We start from the raw sequence: 18585 nt of genomic DNA on the forward strand, positions 1-18585 counted from the left end.
AACTGAGGGGCGTACGGCTATCACGGCCGGACCATCTTCGCGACAAAAAAGCCATCCGTCGAGTCCGCCAGCGGCGTGAGCCGTATCCCCGCACCGCGCGGCGTGCCCGCGCCGAGCGCCAGCGGCTCGGCCTTCCAGCCCGGATGGGCATCGAGAAATGCCTGGACCTGGCCAGCGCCTTCATCGTCCAGGACCGAGCAGACGACATGGACCAATGCGCCGCCCGGCCGCACCAGCTCGGCGGCCAGCCCCAATAGATAACGCTGCGTCGCGATCAGCTTGGCGAGCCGATCGTGGGTGAGCCGCCAGCGCGCCTCGGGGTTGCGGCGCCAGGTTCCCGTGCCCGAGCAGGGTGCATCCACGAAGACCAGATCGGCGCGTCCGAGCTGGTCGCCGAGTTGCTCGGCCTCGCGCTGCGGATTGAGCAGCCGGATCTCGGCGATGGTGACCCCTGCCCGCTCGGCGCGCTGGGGAAGGCGCTGAAGACGCCCACGATCAATGTCGCAGGCAAGGATGCTGCCATGGTTCGCCATCAATGCGGCAAGCGCCAGGGTCTTGCCGCCGCCGCCTGCGCACAAATCAATAACGTGATGGCCGCGCGCAACGCTAGCCGCGTGCGTTACCAGCTGACTGCCGGCGTCCTGCACTTCGATCTCGCCCGCGCCATAAGCAGGAAGTTGATCGACCTTGGTGTCATGCGGCAGCCGCAGCGCGTCGGGCGCGAAAGCGAGCGCCTCCGCACCCGCTATCCCGGCGGCGACTTGGTCCCTGGAGGCCTTGAGCCGGTTGACCCGGACATCCAGCGGGGCGCGGCCGAGCAACGCGGCCTGCTCCTCGATGCCCATATCCGACGCGCGCAGCTTCTTGATGAGCCAGCCCGGCGCATGGCCCGGCACGGCGACCGGCTCGCCGGTCTGGATCGCCGGCGGGCCGTAAGGCGAACCGTCGAAGGTCTCCGCCAGCTCCGGCCGCGCCGCGACCAGCGCCAGCATCGCCGCGCGACCGCTCTCGGGGCGCTCGCCGCACAAGCGGATCGCGTCGTACACCAGCTCACGGATGGCACGCCGGTCCTTCGATCCCGCATAACGGCGTTCGGCGAACCAGCGCGCGATCAGCGTGTCGGCCGCCGCTCCCTGATCGCGCGCCGCCGTCACGATGCGGTCGAGCAGCTCGATCGCCGCCTGGGTCCGGGCAGCCGGCGTCACCGGCAAGCCCCCCAAAGTTGCGGGAGATGCGCCTCATTCGTAAACTTTGGATCGAGGATCATCGTGCGCTCGAAAAGCAGGCCAGGATTTGCCGCGCGACGCATCGCCAATCCGAAGCAGAAGAAATCCTACATTGGAAGCCGAGATTGCGTCGGGGTTGCTCAGCGCGTCGGATAATTGGGTGCCTCTCGAGTGATCGTCACGTCGTGGACATGGCTCTCGCGCAGACCCGCGCCGGTGATACGCACGAAGCGCGCACGCTTCTGGAACTCGGGGATGGTCGGGGCGCCGACATAGCCCATCGCCGCCTTCACGCCGCCGACCAGCTGGTGGACGACGTCGCGCGCAGTGCCCTTGAACGGCACCTGCCCCTCGATTCCCTCGGGCACCAGCTTGAGCTGGTCCTTGATATCCTGCTGGAAATAGCGGTCGGCAGAACCGCGCGCCATCGCGCCCACCGAGCCCATGCCGCGATAGGATTTATAGGCGCGGCCCTGGTAGAGGAAAGTCTCGCCCGGCGCCTCTTCGGTGCCAGCAAGCAGCGATCCGACCATGCAGGTCGAGGCACCGGCGGCGAGCGCCTTGGCGAGATCGCCCGAGGTGCGCAGGCCGCCATCGGCGATCACCGGGACTCCCGACTTCGCGGCCTCGCCGGCGGCCTCCAGGATCGCGGTGAGCTGCGGCACGCCGACGCCCGCGACGACACGGGTCGTGCAGATCGATCCCGGGCCGATGCCGACCTTGAGGCCGTCGGCCCCCGCGTCGATCAGCGCCTTGGCCGCCTCCGCGGTGGCGATGTTACCCGCGACCACCTGGACGCGGTTGGAGAGCTTCTTCACGCGCTCCACCGCGCGGCCGACATCCTTGTTGTGGCCATGCGCGGTATCGATGACGATCAGGTCGACTTCGGCATCGACCAATGCCTCGGTGCGCGCAAAGCCCTTGTCGCCCACCGTCGTGGCGGCGGCGACGCAGAGCCGGCCGGCGGGATCCTTGGTCGCGTTGGGGAAATTGACTGCCTTCTCGATGTCCTTGACCGTGATCAGCCCGACGCAGCGATAGTCATTGTCGACCACGAGCAGCTTCTCGATCCGGCGCTGGTGCAGCAGCCGGCGCGCCTCGTCCTTGCCGACACCGGCGGCGACGGTCGCCAGATCGTCGTGCGTCATCAGCTCGGAAACGGGCTGGTTGGGGTTCTCGGCGAAGCGGACGTCGCGGTTGGTGACGATGCCGACGAGCTTGCCGCTCGCCTCGACCACCGGGATGCCGCTGATCCTGTGACGCTCCATCAGTGCGCGCGCCTCGCCCAGCGTACCATCGGGCGCCATGGTGATCGGATTGACCACCATGCCGCTCTCGAAACGCTTGACCGCGCGGACCGCCTCGACCTGCTCCTCGATATCGAAATTTCGGTGAAGCACCCCGATCCCGCCCAGCTGTGCCATGACGATCGCCATGTCGGCTTCGGTGACGGTGTCCATCGCCGAAGAGAGGATCGGGATGTTGAGCGCGAGCCCCTTCGTCACGAAGGTGCGGGTATCGGCCATGCTCGGCACGACCTCGGACTCGCCCGGATAGAGAAGGACGTCGTCGAAGGTGAGGCCGAGGGGAATATCCATGGGGTGCGCCAAAGTCCTGAGTCGGAGGATGGCGGCCCATGTAACCGCGGTCAGCGCAATGTGCTAGTGGCGCGCGGGACGATCGTGCCCGCCGCGACGGATCTCAGGCGCGATGTTCCTTCAGGCGCGCGGAGACATGGTTACCGGCATCGTCGTCGAGCCGAACCGCGCCAGGCTGCACGACGACGCTTCCGGCGGGCACGTTGTCGAGCAGCCAGACATTGCCGCCGATGATGCTGCCGCGCCCGATCGTGACGCGGCCGAGGATCGTCGCCCCGGCATAGATGATGACATCGTCCTCGACGATCGGGTGGCGCTGGAACCTTTCGCGCGGACCGGCCGGCGCGAGGCCGAGCGGGCTGCGCGCGCCCAGCGTGACATGCTGATAGAGCCGCACGTTGCGCCCGATGATCGCGGTCTCGCCGATCACCACCCCGGTGCCGTGATCGACGAAGAAGCTGGGGCCGATCGTCGCGCCGGGATGGATGTCGATACCGGTGCGCGCGTTGGCGAGCTCGGAGACCAGTCGCGCCACGATCACCGCGCCGAGCGCGAACAGCTGGTGCGCGATGCGGTGATGGAGGATGGCGAGCGCGCCGGGATAGCTGATCAGGATCTCGTCGACGCTGCGCGCCGCGGGATCGCCGACAAAGGCGGCCTCGACATCGGCGTCGATCAGCGCGCGGATCTCGGGCAGCGCCGCGGCGAACAGGCGGACGATCGTGTCCGGCTGATCCTCGTCGAAAGCCTGGCTGCATTCGGCCTGCCAGTAATCGAGCTCGCTCGCGATCTGCTCGCGCAGGATCGCCAGCGCCCGTCCGAGCTGGTCCGCGACGAAATCGTCCTCGCGCGCCGCGCCGCCGCGAAAGCCGCCGAGCCTTGCGGGGAACAAAGCCGCCGACAGATGCTGCACGGCAAGCGCCAGAGCGTCCGGCGCGGGAAAGCGTGTGACCGCTTGGCGCCCGGCCTGGCGCTCCCGCCAGGCCGAGCGCGCCGCGTTGAGCGCGGAGACCGCGTCCGCGATCTCCGCCGTGAACGGTGACGAGAGGAGAGGAACCGTCACGTGCTCAGCCCGCGGATCGTGGCTGCGGCACAGTGCGCAGATAGGGCGTGTGCTCGGTCCAGCCCTGGGGGAAGAGCGCGCGAGCCTCCTCGGTGCCGAGCGAGGGCAGGATGATCACGTCGTCGCCCTGGCTCCAGTCGGCCGGCGTGGCGACCTTGTGATTGTCGGTGAGCTGCAGGCTGTCGATCGCGCGCAATATCTCCGCGAAGTTGCGGCCGGTCGACGCCGGATAGGTGATCGTCAGCCGCACGCGCTTGGCCGGATCTATCACGAACACGCTGCGCACCGTCGCCGTGTCCGAGGCATTGGGATGGATCAGCCCGAGCAGGTCGGCGATGCGGCGGTCGACATCGGCGATCAGCGGGAAGTTGAGCGACGCGCCTTGGGTGCGGGCGATGTCGTTCGCCCAGTCGAGATGCCGGTCGACCGGATCGACCGACAGGCCGATCACCTTGACCCCGCGCTTGTCGAACTCGGGCTTGAGCTTGGCGACCGCGCCCAGTTCGGTGGTGCAGACCGGGGTGAAGTCCTTGGGGTGCGAGAAGAGCACCACCCAGTTCGCGCCCGCCCAGTCATAGAAGTTGAGCGTGCCGAAGGTCGATTCCTGGGTGAAGTCCGGGACGGTGTCGAAGAGCTTGAGCGACATGGGTGCCTCCACTGGTTGAAGTCAGGCCGGTTGCAGGGCCGGCTCCGCGGTGCCGCGGAACCGATCGAGATCGAGGATGCCTGCCCGCTTCGCGACGATCGTCGGGACCAATGCCTGGCCGGCGACGTTGACCGCGGTGCGGCCCATGTCGAGGATCGGGTCGATCGCGAGCAGCAGGCCCGCGCCCTCGAGCGGCAGGCCCAGGGTCGAGAGCGTGAGCGTGAGCATCACCGTCGCGCCGGTCAGCCCGGCGGTCGCGGCCGAGCCGATCACCGAGACGAAGGCGATCAGGCCATAGTCAGCGAGGTGGAGCGGGAGCCCGAAGAACTGCGCGACGAAGATCGCCGAGATGGCGGGATAGATCGCCGCGCAGCCGTCCATCTTGGTGGTGGCGCCGAGCGGCACCGCGAAGGCGGCATAGGCACGCGGCACGCCGAGCCCGGCCTCGGTGACTTCCTCGGTCACCGGCAGCGTGCCGATCGAAGAGCGCGACACGAAGCCGAGCTGGATCGCCGGCCAGGCGGCGGCGAAGAACCGCAGCGGGCTGAGCCCGTTCACCGCGAGCAGCAGCGGGTAGACCAGGAACAGCACGAGCCCCAGGCCGAGATAGATCGCTCCGGCGAAGGCGCCGAGAGTCGACAGGGCGCCCCAACCGTAGCGGATCGCGGCGTCGCCGATCAGCGCCGCGGTGCCGATCGGAGTCAGCGCGATGACCCAGCGCAGCAGCCGGCGGAAGACGGCGAGCGCGGAGGCGTTGAAGGCGAGGAAGGCTTCGCCCGCCGCGCCGATGCGCACCGCCGCCGCGCCCACCGCGATCGACGCCACGATGATCTGGAGCACGTTGAAGCCGAGCCCGGTCGAGGCCCGGCCCTCCGCGATCGTCGTCGACGCGGTCAGGCCGAGGAAATTGGCCGGGACCAGCCCTTTCAGGAAATCGAGCCAGGAACCGCTGCTCGAGGGCGCCCTGGCCGCCGCCAGGTCGACTCCGGCGTGTAACCCGGGCTGGATGGCGAGGCCGAGCACGATGCCGATCGTCACCGCGATCAGTGCGGTCAGCGCGAACCAGAGCAAGGTGCGCGTGACCAGCCGCGCGGCGTTCTCGAGGTCGCGCAGCGCCGCGATCGAGGCGACGATCGCCGTGAACACCAGCGGCGGCACCAGCGTCTTGAGCAATTGGACGAAGACCTGCCCCATCGTGTGCAGCGTCTCGCCGAGCACGGCCGAGCCGGTCTCACGCCCGGCCAGCCCGAACGCCAGACCGACGGCCATGCCGATCAGCACCTGGACGCCGAAGGACGGCAGGCGCCGGACCTCGCGCGTCACCAGCTGAGCCCCGCACGCGCATAGAGGTAACGCCCCCCGAACCCGAAGGGCGAGTAATAAGGGAAGCCCACCACGCCGGTGGAGTTGAGCGCCGCGGGCGTCGCATCCGGGTAGATGTCGAACAGGTTGTTCACGCCCAGCGCGAACTGCGCGCCCTTGCGGGGTTGGTAGCGCAGCTCGAGATCGGTGATCGTGTGCGTGCCCGTATTGATGTCGGCCGATCCGTTCGCGGCGGTCCCAGGCTGATTGACGTTCCCGTAATAGGTGGCACGCGCGAGGATGCCGAGGTCGCCGAGCGACCAGTCGACCGTGCCGCTCACCTTCTCGCCGGGCGTGCCCTCTTCAATGGTCAATATGCGGCTGCGCGCGAACAGCACCGGCGCCGGGTTCACCGTCGCGGTCGAGGTCGGAACGCCGGTCACGACGGTCTGGTTGATATTGCCCGCGACGGTGAAGTCGAACCGGCCGGCGTCCGCGGCATCGAGCCGGTAATGCGCGACCGCGTCCACGCCGCGAACCCGCGAGCGCAGCCCGTTGATGAAGAAGCGCGCCGACGGCACGTTGAAGGGCGCCAGGATCGCCGCCACCTGGGGACTGAACGACGCCTGGATGTTCTCCGACAAGGCGAGCTGGTTGCGCAGGCGGATCTGATAGGCGTCGATAGTGAGATCGAAGCCGCCCGCGCGGATCACCGTGCCGAACGACAAGTTGGTCGACTTCTCCGGCTCGAGCTGCTTCCCGCCCAGCGCGGTCGCGACCGGGCTGGTCGACGGGAAGGTGCCGGTGAGCACCGGCGCGCCGTTCTGGATCACCGAGGCGACCGAGGTGAAATATTGCTGCTGCAGGCTCGGCGCGCGGAAGCCGGTGGAGGCCGTGCCGCGTAACGCCAGCCAGGGCGCGACGTCGTAGCGCAGCGAGACCTTGCCGGTCGCGGTGTCGCCGAAGTCGGTATAATGCTCGGCGCGGCCGGCGACGCCGAGCAGCAGCGCGTCGGTCAGCTGCGCCTCGATATCGACATAGCCCGAGACGTTCTTGCGGCTCCGCTCGATCGCGTTGAGCGGCGAGAAGCCGCCGAAGCCCTGCGCCCCCGGCGCCTGGCCGGCGACCGCGCCGCTGGCCGGATAGCCATAGGAAGCGGGCTCGCCCGGTGTGATCTTGAAGCCCTCGCGCCGCCCCTCCACGCCGAAGGCCAGGTTGAGCGACTGGAACACATCGAAGCTGCGGGTCACGTCGATCCCGGCGACCCATTGGTCGTAGATCAGCGCACCGTCGTAGAAGTCGGTCGGCGACGCATTGCCATAGGCGTAGTTCGCCGAATTGAGCGTGCGATATTCGATTCTGTTGCGGCCATAGGCGACATTCAGATCGATGCTCCAGCCCGCCACATCGCCCTTCAGCCCGATCGCCGAGTTCGCATTGGTCGACTTGGTGTTGATGATCGGCAGGAAGCCGTTCGGGTAGATGCCCGACACCGCCGCCGCGGCGGCCGGCAGGCGCGGGAAGGCCGCGCTGCGGCTGTCGCGGTCCTGATAGCCCGCCCAGCCATAGAACTTCCAATTGTCGCCCAGGCTCGTGCCGGCATTGATATAGCCGGTATATTGTTCGACCTCGGGATCGCCGAAGCGGCCGGTGATGCGGGTCGGGGTCACGCGCGGGTCGTAATCGGCGCGGTTGGTCGGCTCGCGCTTCAGATACTCGCCCGAGAGGGTGACGTAGCCGTCCTCACCGAAGCCGATGCCCTGCCACGCCGAAGCGGTGAAGGCGGGCTCGCCGATCATCGAGCGGTGCCCGCGCGCGGTGTCGATGTCGGTCGCGTAGAAGCCGTAGGTCGCGGTCGCGCCGCCGCCCGAGCGCGCCTCGCGCAGCCGCACGTTGATCACGCCGGCGATCGCATCCGAGCCGTACTGCGCCGAGGCGCCGTCGCGCAGCACCTCGATCCGGTCGAGCGCGACGGTGGGGATGGTGTTGAGGTCGACCGCCGCCGAGCCGCGGCCGACCGACCCGTTGATGTTGAGCAGCGCCGAGCTGTTGGCGCGGACGCCGTTGACCAGCACGAGCGTCTGATCGGGCGAGAGGCCGCGCAGCGTCGCCGGGCGGATCGCATCGGTGCCGTCGACGGCGGAGGGGCGCGGAAAGTCGATCGACGGCGCGACGCTGGCCAGCGCGGAAGCCAGCTCGGTCGTGCCCTGGTTGCGCAGCGCGGTGCCGCTCAGCACGTCCACCGGAGAAGCCGTGTCGAGCCGCGACCGGCCCTGGACGCGCGTGCCCGTGACGACGATCGGCTCGCCTTCGTCCTGCGCGGTTTCGGCCGGCACGGGATCGGAAGGCGCCGGGGCTTCCTGGGCATATACGGGCGGCGCGACGGTCAGCGCGGCGGCCGCGGTGTTGGTGAGCAAGGCGATTGTGATCGAACGCATGAACGAGCCCCTTCAGATAGCCCGTTCAATGTCCTCTCATTTGATGGGAATTAGCAGCAAAGGAAAATTTGTGGCCCGCAAAGGCCGAGTGGCTGATGCCAGGCCGCGACGATCGGGTGACTGCTCAGGATCATCTGGAAGAGGAGCCGCTCTCTAGCGAATGGCCCATTCGAAGATGCCCGCCCCGTCCTCGACGTGCAGGCGGAGATATCGCGCTTCGATGCGATGCGGCAGGCGAAGGGGCGAGCCCGAGCCCTCGAAATCCGTCAGGGCTGTCGACCAGATCCGGCCGTCGCGGGAGGCTTCGACGCGGAACCGATAGCGCCGCGTCGCGAATTCCGGTCGCACCAGACTTTCCGAGAGCGTGCGGGTACGGCCGAGATCGGCCTGGATCCAGGCGCCCGCACCTGCCGGAGCGCGCCACAATGTCGCATAATTGTCGTCGCCCACATATGCCGGCAAGCGGCCGTCCACGCTACCGGAGGCCGAAGCGCGATAGGCTATGCCCCGTTCGCGCGACCGCGCTCCCAGGCGAACGCCGGCATGATCGGCCATGACCCGCCGGAGCATGCCGTCCGAGCCAAGCTCGAGCCGATCGACTGCAACCTGGCGGAGCACTGGACCGCCTTCGCGCCACGGCAGCCCGTGACGGTGATAGAGGATATAGGGCGTGCCGCGGTCGCGGAAGATGGCATGATGGCCGGGGCTGATGATCTGCTTGGCGGGATCGGTTGCGAGGATCGGATTGTTGCCCGCCTCGGTGAACGGTCCCAGCGGCGAGTCGCCGACGGCGTAGCGGACCTGATAGGTATCCGAAGTCGTCTTTCCGTCCGAATAAGTGAGGAAGTAGCGCTTCCCCGCCTTGAACATGAACGGCCCCTCGAAATAATGGCCGGGCGTGACGTCGCGAGGCTCGCCGTCGAAGCTCACCATGTCCGGCTTCAGCTTCACTACGAAGCAATGGCCGTTGACCCAGTTCAGCCCGGATCCCCAATAGAGATAGGCGGTGCCGTCATCGTCGATGAAGGCCTCGGCGTCGATCATGTGGAAACCGGGCCGGTAGTTCCGGCCGATCAGTGGTTTCCCGCCATTGGCGTCGCGCCAGGGGCCGAGTGGATGATCGGCGGTCCCTACCCACACCTCGCTTCCGACCGAGACGTACATCCAGAAGTGCCCGTCGCGCGCACGCACCACCGAGGGCGCCCAGACCATAGCGTCGCTCGACTCGGCGCTGGTCGCGGCGGCCTTGGTCGGCCAGTTGATCGATCGGAAGGTCCAGTTCGCGAAATCCTCCGACTCCCAGACGCCGAGCCGGTCGCCACCCCAGGGATCGATCGTGGCGTAGATGTACCATTTGCCGTCTTGCCGGAGGATCGACGGATCGGCGAAATAGCCGGGCAGAAGCGGATTGCCGCTGTGCGGCACGTCGTAGCCGCCAGTCGACCGCGATTCCTGGGCCTGCGACGCGAGGGGCGCGAACGCCGCGACCGTCAGCACGCTGCATGCAAGCCGGCACATGAGAGTTGCTGACCACGGGCCAGTCGGGCGGTATTTTGTCTTTCTCACGCCCAAGCCACCGTTCACTGCCAGCACCCCTCCCGCTTATCGAAGCGGAGCGATAACCGGGAATGCGCGGCGGCGCCATTCTGGATATCGGTTGCGGTCGCAGCGATGCCGACCTCAGAGATGGGGATAGAGCGTCGCCTTCTCCGCTTCGATCTGCTCGCGCATCGCCTGCCGCATGAGCTGCGAGGCCTCGCAATAACCCTGCCAGTCCCTGGCGACCTGGCGCAGGCTCCACGTGCCGATATGATCCGAGGAAGACGTCATGGCGGCGATGCTGGACACACGCAGCGCGCGCACCGCGGCGACTTCCTCCTTGGGAAGCGTCAGCTGCAGTTCCACGCAAAGCGAGTCCACCAGCCTGCGGCGCGCTCCGCTGGCGCGCGTCAGCCGATAGCGCAGCGCGGCCAATGCCGCCTCGTCGGGTGCCGAGCGTTCGGTCAGGTCCTTGAGTTCATCCAGCATCTGAAGCAACTGTTCGTGCAGCGTCCGCAAGTCCGACATTGCGTCACCCTTTTCAGGCTTCTTCTTTTCCCGCCATGGCGATACGCGCCACTTCCCACAATTAAGGGGAACGCCCGGAGCTACCCTCGGTTTCGTGCGAGCAACGCCCGGGCCTGCTCGACATGCATCGTCTCGATCATCCGGCCCTCGAAGCGTTCGGCGCCGCCGGTCGCCGCCGCAACCAGCGCGCGCGCCTCCGCAAGCTCCGCCGCGTTGGCGCCATATGCCGCCGTCGCCACGTCGATCTGGTTCGGGTGGATCAGCGACTTGCCGTCGAAGCCGAAGGCGCGCCCTTGCCGGCATTCGGCGGCGAGACCTCCCGGATCGTCGAGGGTGTTGAAGACGCCGTCAATCGCCCAGACCCGGCTGGCGCGGGCGGCGAGCACGATCATCTGCCGCGAGAGCATCAGTCCGTCATTGCCGGCGCCCGCGGGGATGCCGAGTGCGGCGCACAGGTCGTTCACGCCGGCGATGAGCCCGCCGACACCCGGAACGGCGGCGATGTCGGCGGCCGCCAGCACGCCGAGCGGCGTCTCGATCATCGCGAGCAGCGGCTTGCCGGCGGCCTCGCCCACCGCCGCCGCATCCTCCGCCGTCTCCACCTTGGGCAGCACCAGGAAGTCGCAGGCCGAGCGGGCGACCGCGTCGAGATCCGCCGCATGTTCGGCCGATTCCACGCCGTTGACGCGGATCGCGCACAGGCGATGGCCAAACCCCTCCGCCGCCGCCTCGACCGCCGCGGCGCGCGCGGACGCCTTGGCATCGTCGCGCACCGCGTCCTCGAGGTCGAGGATGATCATGTCGGCGGCGAGCCCCCGCGCCTTGGCGATCGCGCGCGGATTGGAGGCGGGCAGGAACAGCGCGGTGCGCGGGGCCAGACGGGCTGTGGTCATGGCACGAGTCTATGCTAGCAAGGCGGCGGAATTGCGAGGGGGAGTCGAGATGGACGTGCTGAACGTATTCCTTGTCGTGCTGGTCGCGGCGGTGCTGCTCTACCTCTTCTCGAGCGTGAAGATCGTCACCCAGGGCTATCAATATACGATCGAATATTTCGGCCGCTTCACCGCGGTCGCCTCGCCCGGCCTCAATTTCTATCCCGCCTTCTTCTATCGCGTCGGCCGCAAGGTGAACATGATGGAGCAGGTGATCGACATTCCGGGGCAGGAGATCATCACCAAGGACAATGCGATGATCTCGACCGACGGCGTCGTGTTCTTCCAGGTCCTCGACGCGGCCAAGGCGGCCTATGAGGTGTCGGACCTCTATCTGGCGCTGCTCCAGCTCACCACCACCAACCTGCGCACGGTGATGGGATCGATGGACCTCGACGAGACCCTGTCGAAGCGCGACGAGATCAACGCGCGGCTGCTCAATGTCGTCGATCACGCGACCACGCCCTGGGGCGTCAAGATCACCCGCGTCGAGATCAAGGACATCCGCCCGCCCGCCGACATCGTCAACGCGATGGGCCGGCAGATGAAGGCCGAACGCGAGAAGCGCGCCAACATCCTCGAGGCCGAAGGCACGCGCGCCTCGGAAATCCTGCGCGCCGAGGGGCAGAAGCAATCCAAGATCCTCGAGGCCGAGGGGCGTCGCGAGGCGGCGTTCCGCGACGCCGAGGCGCGCGAACGCTCGGCCGAAGCGGAAGCCAAGGCGACCGAATTGGTGTCGGACGCGATCGCCAAGGGATCGAGCCAGGCGATCAACTATTTCGTCGCGCAGAAATATGTCGAGGCGGTGAGCAAGTTCGCCACATCGCCCAACGCCAAGACGATCCTGTTCCCGGTCGAGGCGACGCAGCTGATCGGCACGCTGGGCGGCATCGGCGAGCTCGCCCGCGACGCGCTGGGTCGGAACCCGCAGCCCCCCGCCCCGCCGGCGGCGCCGCGTCCGCGCCCCACGCCGTTCGGGCCGCAGGAGGGCTAGGATGACCACGCTCAACGCGCTGCTCGCCACGCCGGGGCTCGCCTGGCTGATCTTCGCGGCATTGCTGGCGCTCACCGAGCTTATGGTGCCGGGCATCTTCCTGGTGTTCGTCGCGGCGGGCGCGGCGGTGACCGGCGTGGTCACGCTGATCATCCCGGACTTCGCGCTGACCTTCCAGGTGGCGGTGTTCATCGTCGCCACCTCGGCGGCGGTGGGGCTCGGACGGCGCTGGTACCTCAACAACCCGGTGCCGAGCGCCGATCCGCTGCTCAACGATCGCGCCGCACGGCTGATCGGCGAGGTGGTGACCGTGGTCGAACCTATCGAGGCGGGCAAGGGCAAGGTCCGCGTCGGCGACGGCGAGTGGCTCGCCTCCGGCCCCGACACCCCCGCCGGCGCGCATGTACGCATCGTCGGCGCGACCGGATCCCTGCTCACCGTAGAGCCCGTTGTCGCCTGATCCCCCTTGGAGTAACCATGCACACAACCCGTCGCCAGCTTCTGCTGGGCACCGCCGGCACCCTCGCCGCCGCCGCCCTGCCCCGTCCCGCGCAGGCGCTGTTCGCCGATGCCGATGCGGGCGCCGAAGCGCTCCTCACGCGCACCGCGGAGGCCTTCCTCAAGCTCTATCCCGAGAACGCCACGTCGCTGGGCATCGACAAGGGCAAGCGCGCGCAACTCAAGCACCAGCTCGCCGATCGCTCGGCCGCGGGCCAGCGCAAGATCGCAGCGCATCTCCGCCAGACGCTCGCCGACCTGGGGAAGCTCGACGCGGCGGCGCTGAGCCCGATCATGCGCACCAATGTCGAGGTGGTGCAGGCCTCGTACGGCAACGGGCTCGAAGGCTTCGGCTTCGGCTATGGCGACGTCGCGGTCGGCAGCTGGCGTAACACGCCTTATGTCGTCGTCCAGAATGTCGGCGCCTATCTCGACGTGCCGCGCATGCTCGACACCGATCACCAAGTGAAGACGCGCGAGGATGCCGACGCCTATCTCGACCGTGTCGAATCCTATGCCGAGCAGCTCGACAGCGAGACCGAACGGCTCCAGCTCGCCGCAGCCAAGGGCGTGATCGCGCCCGACTTCCTGATCGACAAGGCGCTCAGGCAATTGAAGATCGCCCGCGGCGGCAACACCGCCGGTTGGGGCCTGGTGACGTCGCTCGCCAATCGCACCGCGGGGATGGAAGGCGATTTCGGCAATGCGGCATGGATGCTGGCGAACGACAAGGTCGCGCCCGCGCTCGATCGCCAGATCGCCGAGCTCGAACGCCACCGCAAGCGCGCCACTCCGGACGCGGGCGTGTGGAAGTTCAAGGACGGCGACGCCTATTACGCCTGGGCGCTGCGCGCGGGCACGACCACGACGATGAGCCCTGACGAGGTCCACCGGATGGGCCTCGACCAGCTCCGCACGATCCAGGCGGAGATGGACACGATCCTCGAGGGCCTGGGCTACACGCAGGGCAGCGTCGGCGCGCGGATGACCGCGCTCGGCAAGGATCCGCGCTTCCTCTTCCCCGACAACGACCAGGGCCGCGCCGAGATCCTCAAGCTGCTGAACGACCGGATCGCCGACATCCGCAAGCGCATGCCGCAGGCATTCAACACGCTGGTGGACGGCAATGTCGAGGTGCGGCGCATGCCGCCCGAGGAGGAGCCGGGCGCTCCCGGCGCCTATGGCGGCGCGGGCTCGATCGACGGCACCATCCCCGGCAAGTTCTGGATCAACCTGCGCACCACGGGGCTGCACACCCGCTACAGCCTGCCCACCCTCTCCTATCACGAGGCGATCCCCGGCCATGTCTGGCAGGGCGAATATGCGTTCAAGCTGCCGCTGATCCGCACGCTGCTCTCGTTCAACGCCTATTCCGAAGGCTGGGCGCTCTATGCCGAACAGCTGGCCGGCGAGCTGGGCGTCTATGACGACGATCCCGTCGGCCGGCTCGGCTATCTCCAGTCGATCGGCTTCCGCGCCTGCCGCCTCGTCGTCGACTCGGGCCTCCACGCCAAGCGCTGGACCCGCAAGCAGGCGATCGACTGGTTCGTCGAGACCAATGGCTCGTCCGAAGAGGAAGTCGCCGGCGAAGTCGATCGCTATTGCTCGTGGCCGGGACAGGCATGTGGCTACAAGGTCGGCCATAGCGAGATCAACCGCCTGCGCGACCGCGCCAAGGCGGCGCTGGGACCGCGCTACGACTTCAAGGCGTTCAACGACGCCCTGGTGCTCGGCGGCAACGTGCCCATGACGGTGCTGGGGCATGTCGTCGACCGCTATATCGCGGCGCGAAAAGGCTAGAGCGCCAACCACTTAACGTAGAATGCCGGAGGGAGTCGTGTACGCGGCCTTAAGGGACGCGACGCACACTCCCGGCATGAGACGGTCGGACCAATATGCGCCGCGAAACCAGCGGCTGAGCCTCCGGCTCCGGGCTGCTCCGCTCCCCGAGCCGGTCTATCGCGACTTTGTCGACATGCTGTTCGGCATGCGCCTGCCCGTTTTCGGGCTGGGGCTCGTATTCGTCGCGGTCGCAACCCTTTTCGCGATCGAGTGGCGCGATCCGATCATCACTGCTTTGGCCGTCGCCGCCGCGACGGTCACCGCGCTTCGCCTGTGGACCATGCACGCTTATGGCCGCGCCCGCGCCGCCGCGTCCATCGCCCAGCTCAAATGCTGGGAGCTGCGCTACGCGATCGGATGCTACGCGTTCGCGCTGCTGCTGGCCGGGCTCAATGTCCGGGCGCTCACCTACCACCAGCCGCTCCTGCACCTGATAACGGTGAGCCTCGTCTTCAGCTTCGGCGCGGGGATCGTGTCCCGCATCTCGGTGCGGCCGGCGATCTGCGTGGCCAGCATGCTGCTGGCGACCGTCCCGACGATCGTCGCGCTCGCCGTGCATGCGTTCACCCAGCACGAGGCACCGTTCCACGCCCAACTATTCGCCATCCAGGCGCTGCTGCTCACCATGATCACCGTGCTGAGCCTCCAGACGGTGGGATATCTCTATCGCTCGGCGGTCCAGCACCACACCACCGAGCACGACATGGCGCACCTGGCCAAGCGCGACGCGCTGACCGGCCTGGCGAACCGCCTCCTCCTGCGCGAACGCTTCCAGGACGCGATGGCGAAGGCGCTGCACAAGAACGGCCGCCTCGCCATCCACTATATCGACCTGGACGGCTTCAAGGCGATCAACGACCGCCACGGCCACCCGGCGGGGGATATATTGCTTCAGCAGGTGTCCGAGCGGCTGAAGGCGGCGGTCCGGGCCGAGGACACCGTGGCGCGGCTGGGCGGCGACGAGTTCGTCGTGCTCCAGATCGACGTGGCGCAGGACAGCGAAGCGGAGCTGCTCGCGCGGAGGATCATCAAGAAGCTGAGCGCGCCCTATGAAATCGACGCGACGAGCATGCGCATCTCCGCCAGCGTGGGCATCGCGATGATGCCGGACGCGGGCCGCGACCTCGAGCGGCTGCTCTCCCGCGCAGACACCGCGCTGTATCGCTCCAAGACCAGCGGCAAGGGCCGCGCGCATTTCTGCACGCGAGAAGGCGCGGTCGTCGAGCATCGGGCGGTCGCCTAGACCCCCCTCTCTACCTCGTCACCCCGGACTTGTTCCGGGGTCCACTTGGCCTCACCGGCTGAGCAAGAGCCTCTTGTCCTGCCCTTGCCTCCCGGTGGACCCCGGCACGAGGCCGGGGTGACGAAGGAATCCCGGCGATCCTATTTCTTGCCGAACAGGCCGGAAATCATATTCCCCACATCGTCGAGCGGATTGCCGTCGCCGTCCTTGTCGAGCGCGCCGAGCAACCCGCCCTTCTCGTGCAGGAGCGCGGCGAAGCGGCCGAGCGATCCCTCGCCGCCGATATGGCCGATGATCTCCTGGAGCTTGTCGAGCGGAAGCCCGGTCGCCGAGGCGGCGCCCTGCGCCGTATCGCCGGGCTCGGGATGCGCCTTGGCCAGCGCGCCGACGGCGGATTCGACCTGCTCGGGCGAGAGCCCGACCTTGGTCGCGAGATTCTTGATATCGACGTTCTGGCCGATCTGGCCGAGGATGCCATCCAAAATGCTCATCGCGGATCTCCCTGGGCAAGCTTTGTCCGGATGCTCTAACACATCGGCGGCAAGGGCGCACGGTCCGGCTCGACGAAACCGCGACGCGCGGCGACCGAAAAGAGCCGTTCGCGGCTGTAGAAGCCAAGCGGCCAGTCGCGGCGCCCGATCGGCGAGACGAGCAGCGCGTTGACACGCTCGGCGAGCCCGCCTTCGGGATGCGTACGCAGGAACAGCCGGACGCCGGCGACATAAGCGCGGGTGATCGTGTCGTGATAGCCGCCTTCATCGTCGTTCACCCCGCCGACGCTCTCGTTGAAGCGCGAGATGATGCCCGCGATCTCGGCATCGACATCGACATCCGGCCGCTCGGTGAGCAGATATAGGCAGGCGGCAAGATGCGCCTCATGCGTCCAGTCTTCCTTGGCGAGGCTGCATGCGAGCAGCCCTTCGCCGAGGCGGACGATTTCGGCGTCGGAAGCGAACAGGCGGGGCGTAAAGTCGGTCATCGATCGGGCTCCTAGAGGCCCGATCGATGACCGGGCAAGTCAGGCGGGCTGCGGGGCGCGCGGCGCCGATTGTCGGACCCCTTCGTCGACATGGTCGGCGAACTGGGCGAAATTCTCGTTGAACAGGTCGACCAGCTTCGCGGCGGTGGCGTCGTATTGCGCCTTGTTCGCCCAGCTCTCGCGCGGATCGAGCACCGCCGAGTCCACGCCCGCGACGCTGACCGGCACCTTGAACCCGAAATTGGGATCGATGCGGAACGCGGCGTCGCTCAGGCTGCCGTCGAGCGCGGCATTGAGCAGCGCGCGGGTGAGCTTGATCGGCATGCGCTTGATCCCCGGATCGGTGGCCATGCCCCCCGCCCAGCCGGTGTTGACCAGCCAGCAATTCACGCCGCCCTTGGCGATGCGCTCCTTGAGCAGATTGCCATATTCGGACGGGTGGCGCGGCATGAAGGCGGCGCCGAAGCAGGTCGAGAAGGTCGCTTCGGGCTCGGTCACGCCGATCTCGGTGCCGGCGACCTTGGCGGTGTAGCCGGAGAGGAAATGGTACATCGCCTGCTCGGGGGTGAGCCTGGCGATCGGCGGCATGATCCCGAAAGCGTCGGCGGTGAGGAAGATGATGTTCTTCGGCACCGGGCCGAGATTATGCTCTGACGTGTTGGGGATGAAGCCGATCGGATAGGCGCCGCGACTGTTCTCGGCGAGCGTCGCGTCGTCGAGGTCGAGTTCGCGGCTATCGGCGTCCATCACGACATTCTCGAGCACCGTGCCGAAGCGCTTCGTCGTGGCGAAGATCTCGGGCTCGGCCTCGGGCGAAAGGCGGATCATCTTGGCGTAGCAGCCGCCCTCGAAGTTGAAGACCGCGGTATCAGACCAGCCATGCTCGTCGTCGCCGATCAGCGTGCGGCTGGCATCGGCCGAGAGCGTGGTCTTGCCGGTGCCCGAAAGGCCGAAGAACACCGCGGTGTCGCCGTTCGGGCCGATATTGGCCGAGCAGTGCATCGGCATCACGCCCTTGGGCGGCAGCAGATAGTTGAGCAGCCCGAACACGCTCTTCTTCATCTCGCCGGCATAGGCCGTGCCGCCGATCAGGATCAGCTTTTCGGTCAGGTTGACGGCGATCACGGTCTCGCTGCGCGTGCCGTGCCGCTCGGGATCGGCATGGAAGCTCGGCAGGTCGATGATCGTATATTCGGGCGCGAACTCATCGAGCGCGCTTTCCTCCGGGCGCACCAGCATCGTGCGGATGAACAGGCTGTGCCAGGCAAGCTCGTTGATCACGCGGACGTTGACGCGGTGTTCGGGCTGCGAGCCGCCGTACAGGTCCTGAACGAACAGCGTCTCGCGCTGCGCGAGCTGGGCGAGGAAATCGGCCTTGAGCGCGGCGAAATGCTGCGGGCTCATCGGCTTGTTGGTCTTGCCCCACCAGACATTGTCCTCGGTCTCCGCGTCGCGGACGATGAACTTGTCGTTGGCCGAGCGGCCGGTATGCTTGCCGGTGGCGACGACCAGCGGCCCGTCCTTGGCGAGCTTGCCCTCGCCGCGGCAGAGCGCATGCTCCATCAACGGCGCGGTCTCGAGATTCCAGAATAGATGAGCGCCGGTCGCGATGCCCTGGGCATCGAGACCGTGGCGCGGGGTGCGCTTGGTCACAGGTCCAACCTCCTAAGCCGCTAAACCCCTGCCCGAAGGCGGGGCCGCGTTATCCAATGGACCGGGCATAGGCAGCTGGCCGAAATCGCGTCAATTGGGGTAAA

16 protein-coding genes are annotated in these 18585 nt (G+C 67.6%); 4 read left to right on the plus strand and 12 right to left on the minus strand.

The genetic code is table 11. The annotated features are described in order from the left end of the window. Positions 1 to 20 precede the first annotated feature (20 nt). The 9 genes from MT490_RS10245 to MT490_RS10285 all read right to left on the minus strand — a co-directional run bounded on the left by MT490_RS10245 (position 21) and on the right by MT490_RS10285 (position 11233). Positions 21 to 1205, minus strand: coding sequence for an RsmB/NOP family class I SAM-dependent RNA methyltransferase (locus tag MT490_RS10245; protein ID WP_297386847.1), 1185 nt, complete (start codon positions 1203 to 1205; stop codon positions 21 to 23). Positions 1206 to 1366: 161 nt separating this feature from the next. After that, positions 1367 to 2824: an IMP dehydrogenase gene (gene guaB / locus MT490_RS10250; RefSeq protein ID WP_297386850.1), complete on the minus strand. Its 1458-nt coding sequence runs from the start codon at positions 2822 to 2824 to the stop codon at positions 1367 to 1369. Between the two features lie 103 nt (positions 2825 to 2927). Next, the gene (gene epsC, locus MT490_RS10255; protein ID WP_297386853.1) at positions 2928 to 3887 is read right to left on the minus strand and encodes a serine O-acetyltransferase EpsC; all 960 of its coding nucleotides are present in this window, start codon (positions 3885 to 3887) and stop codon (positions 2928 to 2930) included. Positions 3888 to 3891: 4 nt separating this feature from the next. Then, entirely contained in the window at positions 3892 to 4533 is a 642-nt protein-coding gene (locus MT490_RS10260; RefSeq protein ID WP_297386856.1) for a peroxiredoxin, read from the minus strand. Between the two features lie 21 nt (positions 4534 to 4554). Next, complete coding sequence (locus MT490_RS10265) at positions 4555 to 5856, minus strand: dicarboxylate/amino acid:cation symporter (RefSeq protein ID WP_297386857.1); 1302 nt, start codon at positions 5854 to 5856, stop codon at positions 4555 to 4557. Then, on the minus strand, positions 5853 to 8273 hold the full coding sequence (locus MT490_RS10270; RefSeq protein WP_297386860.1) for a TonB-dependent receptor: 2421 nt from the start codon (positions 8271 to 8273) through the stop codon (positions 5853 to 5855). The genes MT490_RS10265 and MT490_RS10270 overlap by 4 nt, the downstream gene beginning before the upstream one ends. Positions 8274 to 8426: 153 nt before the next feature. Then, on the minus strand, positions 8427 to 9770 hold the full coding sequence (locus MT490_RS10275) for a family 43 glycosylhydrolase (protein WP_297386862.1): 1344 nt from the start codon (positions 9768 to 9770) through the stop codon (positions 8427 to 8429). 183 nt (positions 9771 to 9953) lie between these two features. Next, positions 9954 to 10340: a hypothetical protein gene (locus tag MT490_RS10280; RefSeq protein WP_297386865.1), complete on the minus strand. Its 387-nt coding sequence runs from the start codon at positions 10338 to 10340 to the stop codon at positions 9954 to 9956. A gap of 80 nt (positions 10341 to 10420) precedes the next feature. Continuing rightward, positions 10421 to 11233, minus strand: a complete 813-nt coding sequence (locus tag MT490_RS10285; protein ID WP_297386868.1) for a CoA ester lyase — start codon at positions 11231 to 11233, stop codon at positions 10421 to 10423. Between the two features lie 49 nt (positions 11234 to 11282). Here MT490_RS10285 and MT490_RS10290 point away from each other — a divergent pair, with 49 nt between their 5' ends. From MT490_RS10290 to MT490_RS10305, 4 genes are all read left to right on the plus strand, one after another. Further along, positions 11283 to 12266 carry an SPFH domain-containing protein gene (locus MT490_RS10290; protein WP_297386870.1) on the plus strand — a complete coding sequence of 328 codons (984 nt, stop codon included), beginning with the start codon at positions 11283 to 11285 and terminating at the stop codon, positions 12264 to 12266. A gap of 1 nt (position 12267) precedes the next feature. Beyond that, positions 12268 to 12726 carry an NfeD family protein gene (locus MT490_RS10295; RefSeq protein ID WP_297386872.1) on the plus strand — a complete coding sequence of 153 codons (459 nt, stop codon included), beginning with the start codon at positions 12268 to 12270 and terminating at the stop codon, positions 12724 to 12726. A gap of 17 nt (positions 12727 to 12743) precedes the next feature. After that, the gene (locus MT490_RS10300) at positions 12744 to 14564 is read left to right on the plus strand and encodes a DUF885 family protein (protein WP_297386875.1); all 1821 of its coding nucleotides are present in this window, start codon (positions 12744 to 12746) and stop codon (positions 14562 to 14564) included. Between the two features lie 76 nt (positions 14565 to 14640). Continuing rightward, on the plus strand, positions 14641 to 15849 hold the full coding sequence (locus MT490_RS10305) for a GGDEF domain-containing protein (RefSeq protein WP_297386878.1): 1209 nt from the start codon (positions 14641 to 14643) through the stop codon (positions 15847 to 15849). Positions 15850 to 15989: 140 nt separating this feature from the next. On the opposite strand, the gene MT490_RS10310 is transcribed toward MT490_RS10305, so the two are convergent. Genes MT490_RS10310 through MT490_RS10320 form a run of 3 tightly spaced genes read right to left on the minus strand, consistent with a single transcriptional unit; the run spans position 15990 to position 18481 of the window. After that, positions 15990 to 16340: a hypothetical protein gene (locus MT490_RS10310; RefSeq protein ID WP_297386880.1), complete on the minus strand. Its 351-nt coding sequence runs from the start codon at positions 16338 to 16340 to the stop codon at positions 15990 to 15992. Between the two features lie 35 nt (positions 16341 to 16375). Then, on the minus strand, positions 16376 to 16828 hold the full coding sequence (locus MT490_RS10315; protein ID WP_297386883.1) for a hypothetical protein: 453 nt from the start codon (positions 16826 to 16828) through the stop codon (positions 16376 to 16378). A gap of 39 nt (positions 16829 to 16867) precedes the next feature. Then, entirely contained in the window at positions 16868 to 18481 is a 1614-nt protein-coding gene (locus MT490_RS10320; RefSeq protein WP_297386887.1) for a phosphoenolpyruvate carboxykinase, read from the minus strand. Positions 18482 to 18585 lie beyond the last annotated feature (104 nt).

Origin of the sequence: Sphingomonas sp. (genome assembly GCF_026460985.1) — a bacterium.
Taxonomy (GTDB): Bacteria; Pseudomonadota; Alphaproteobacteria; order Sphingomonadales; family Sphingomonadaceae; genus Sphingomonas.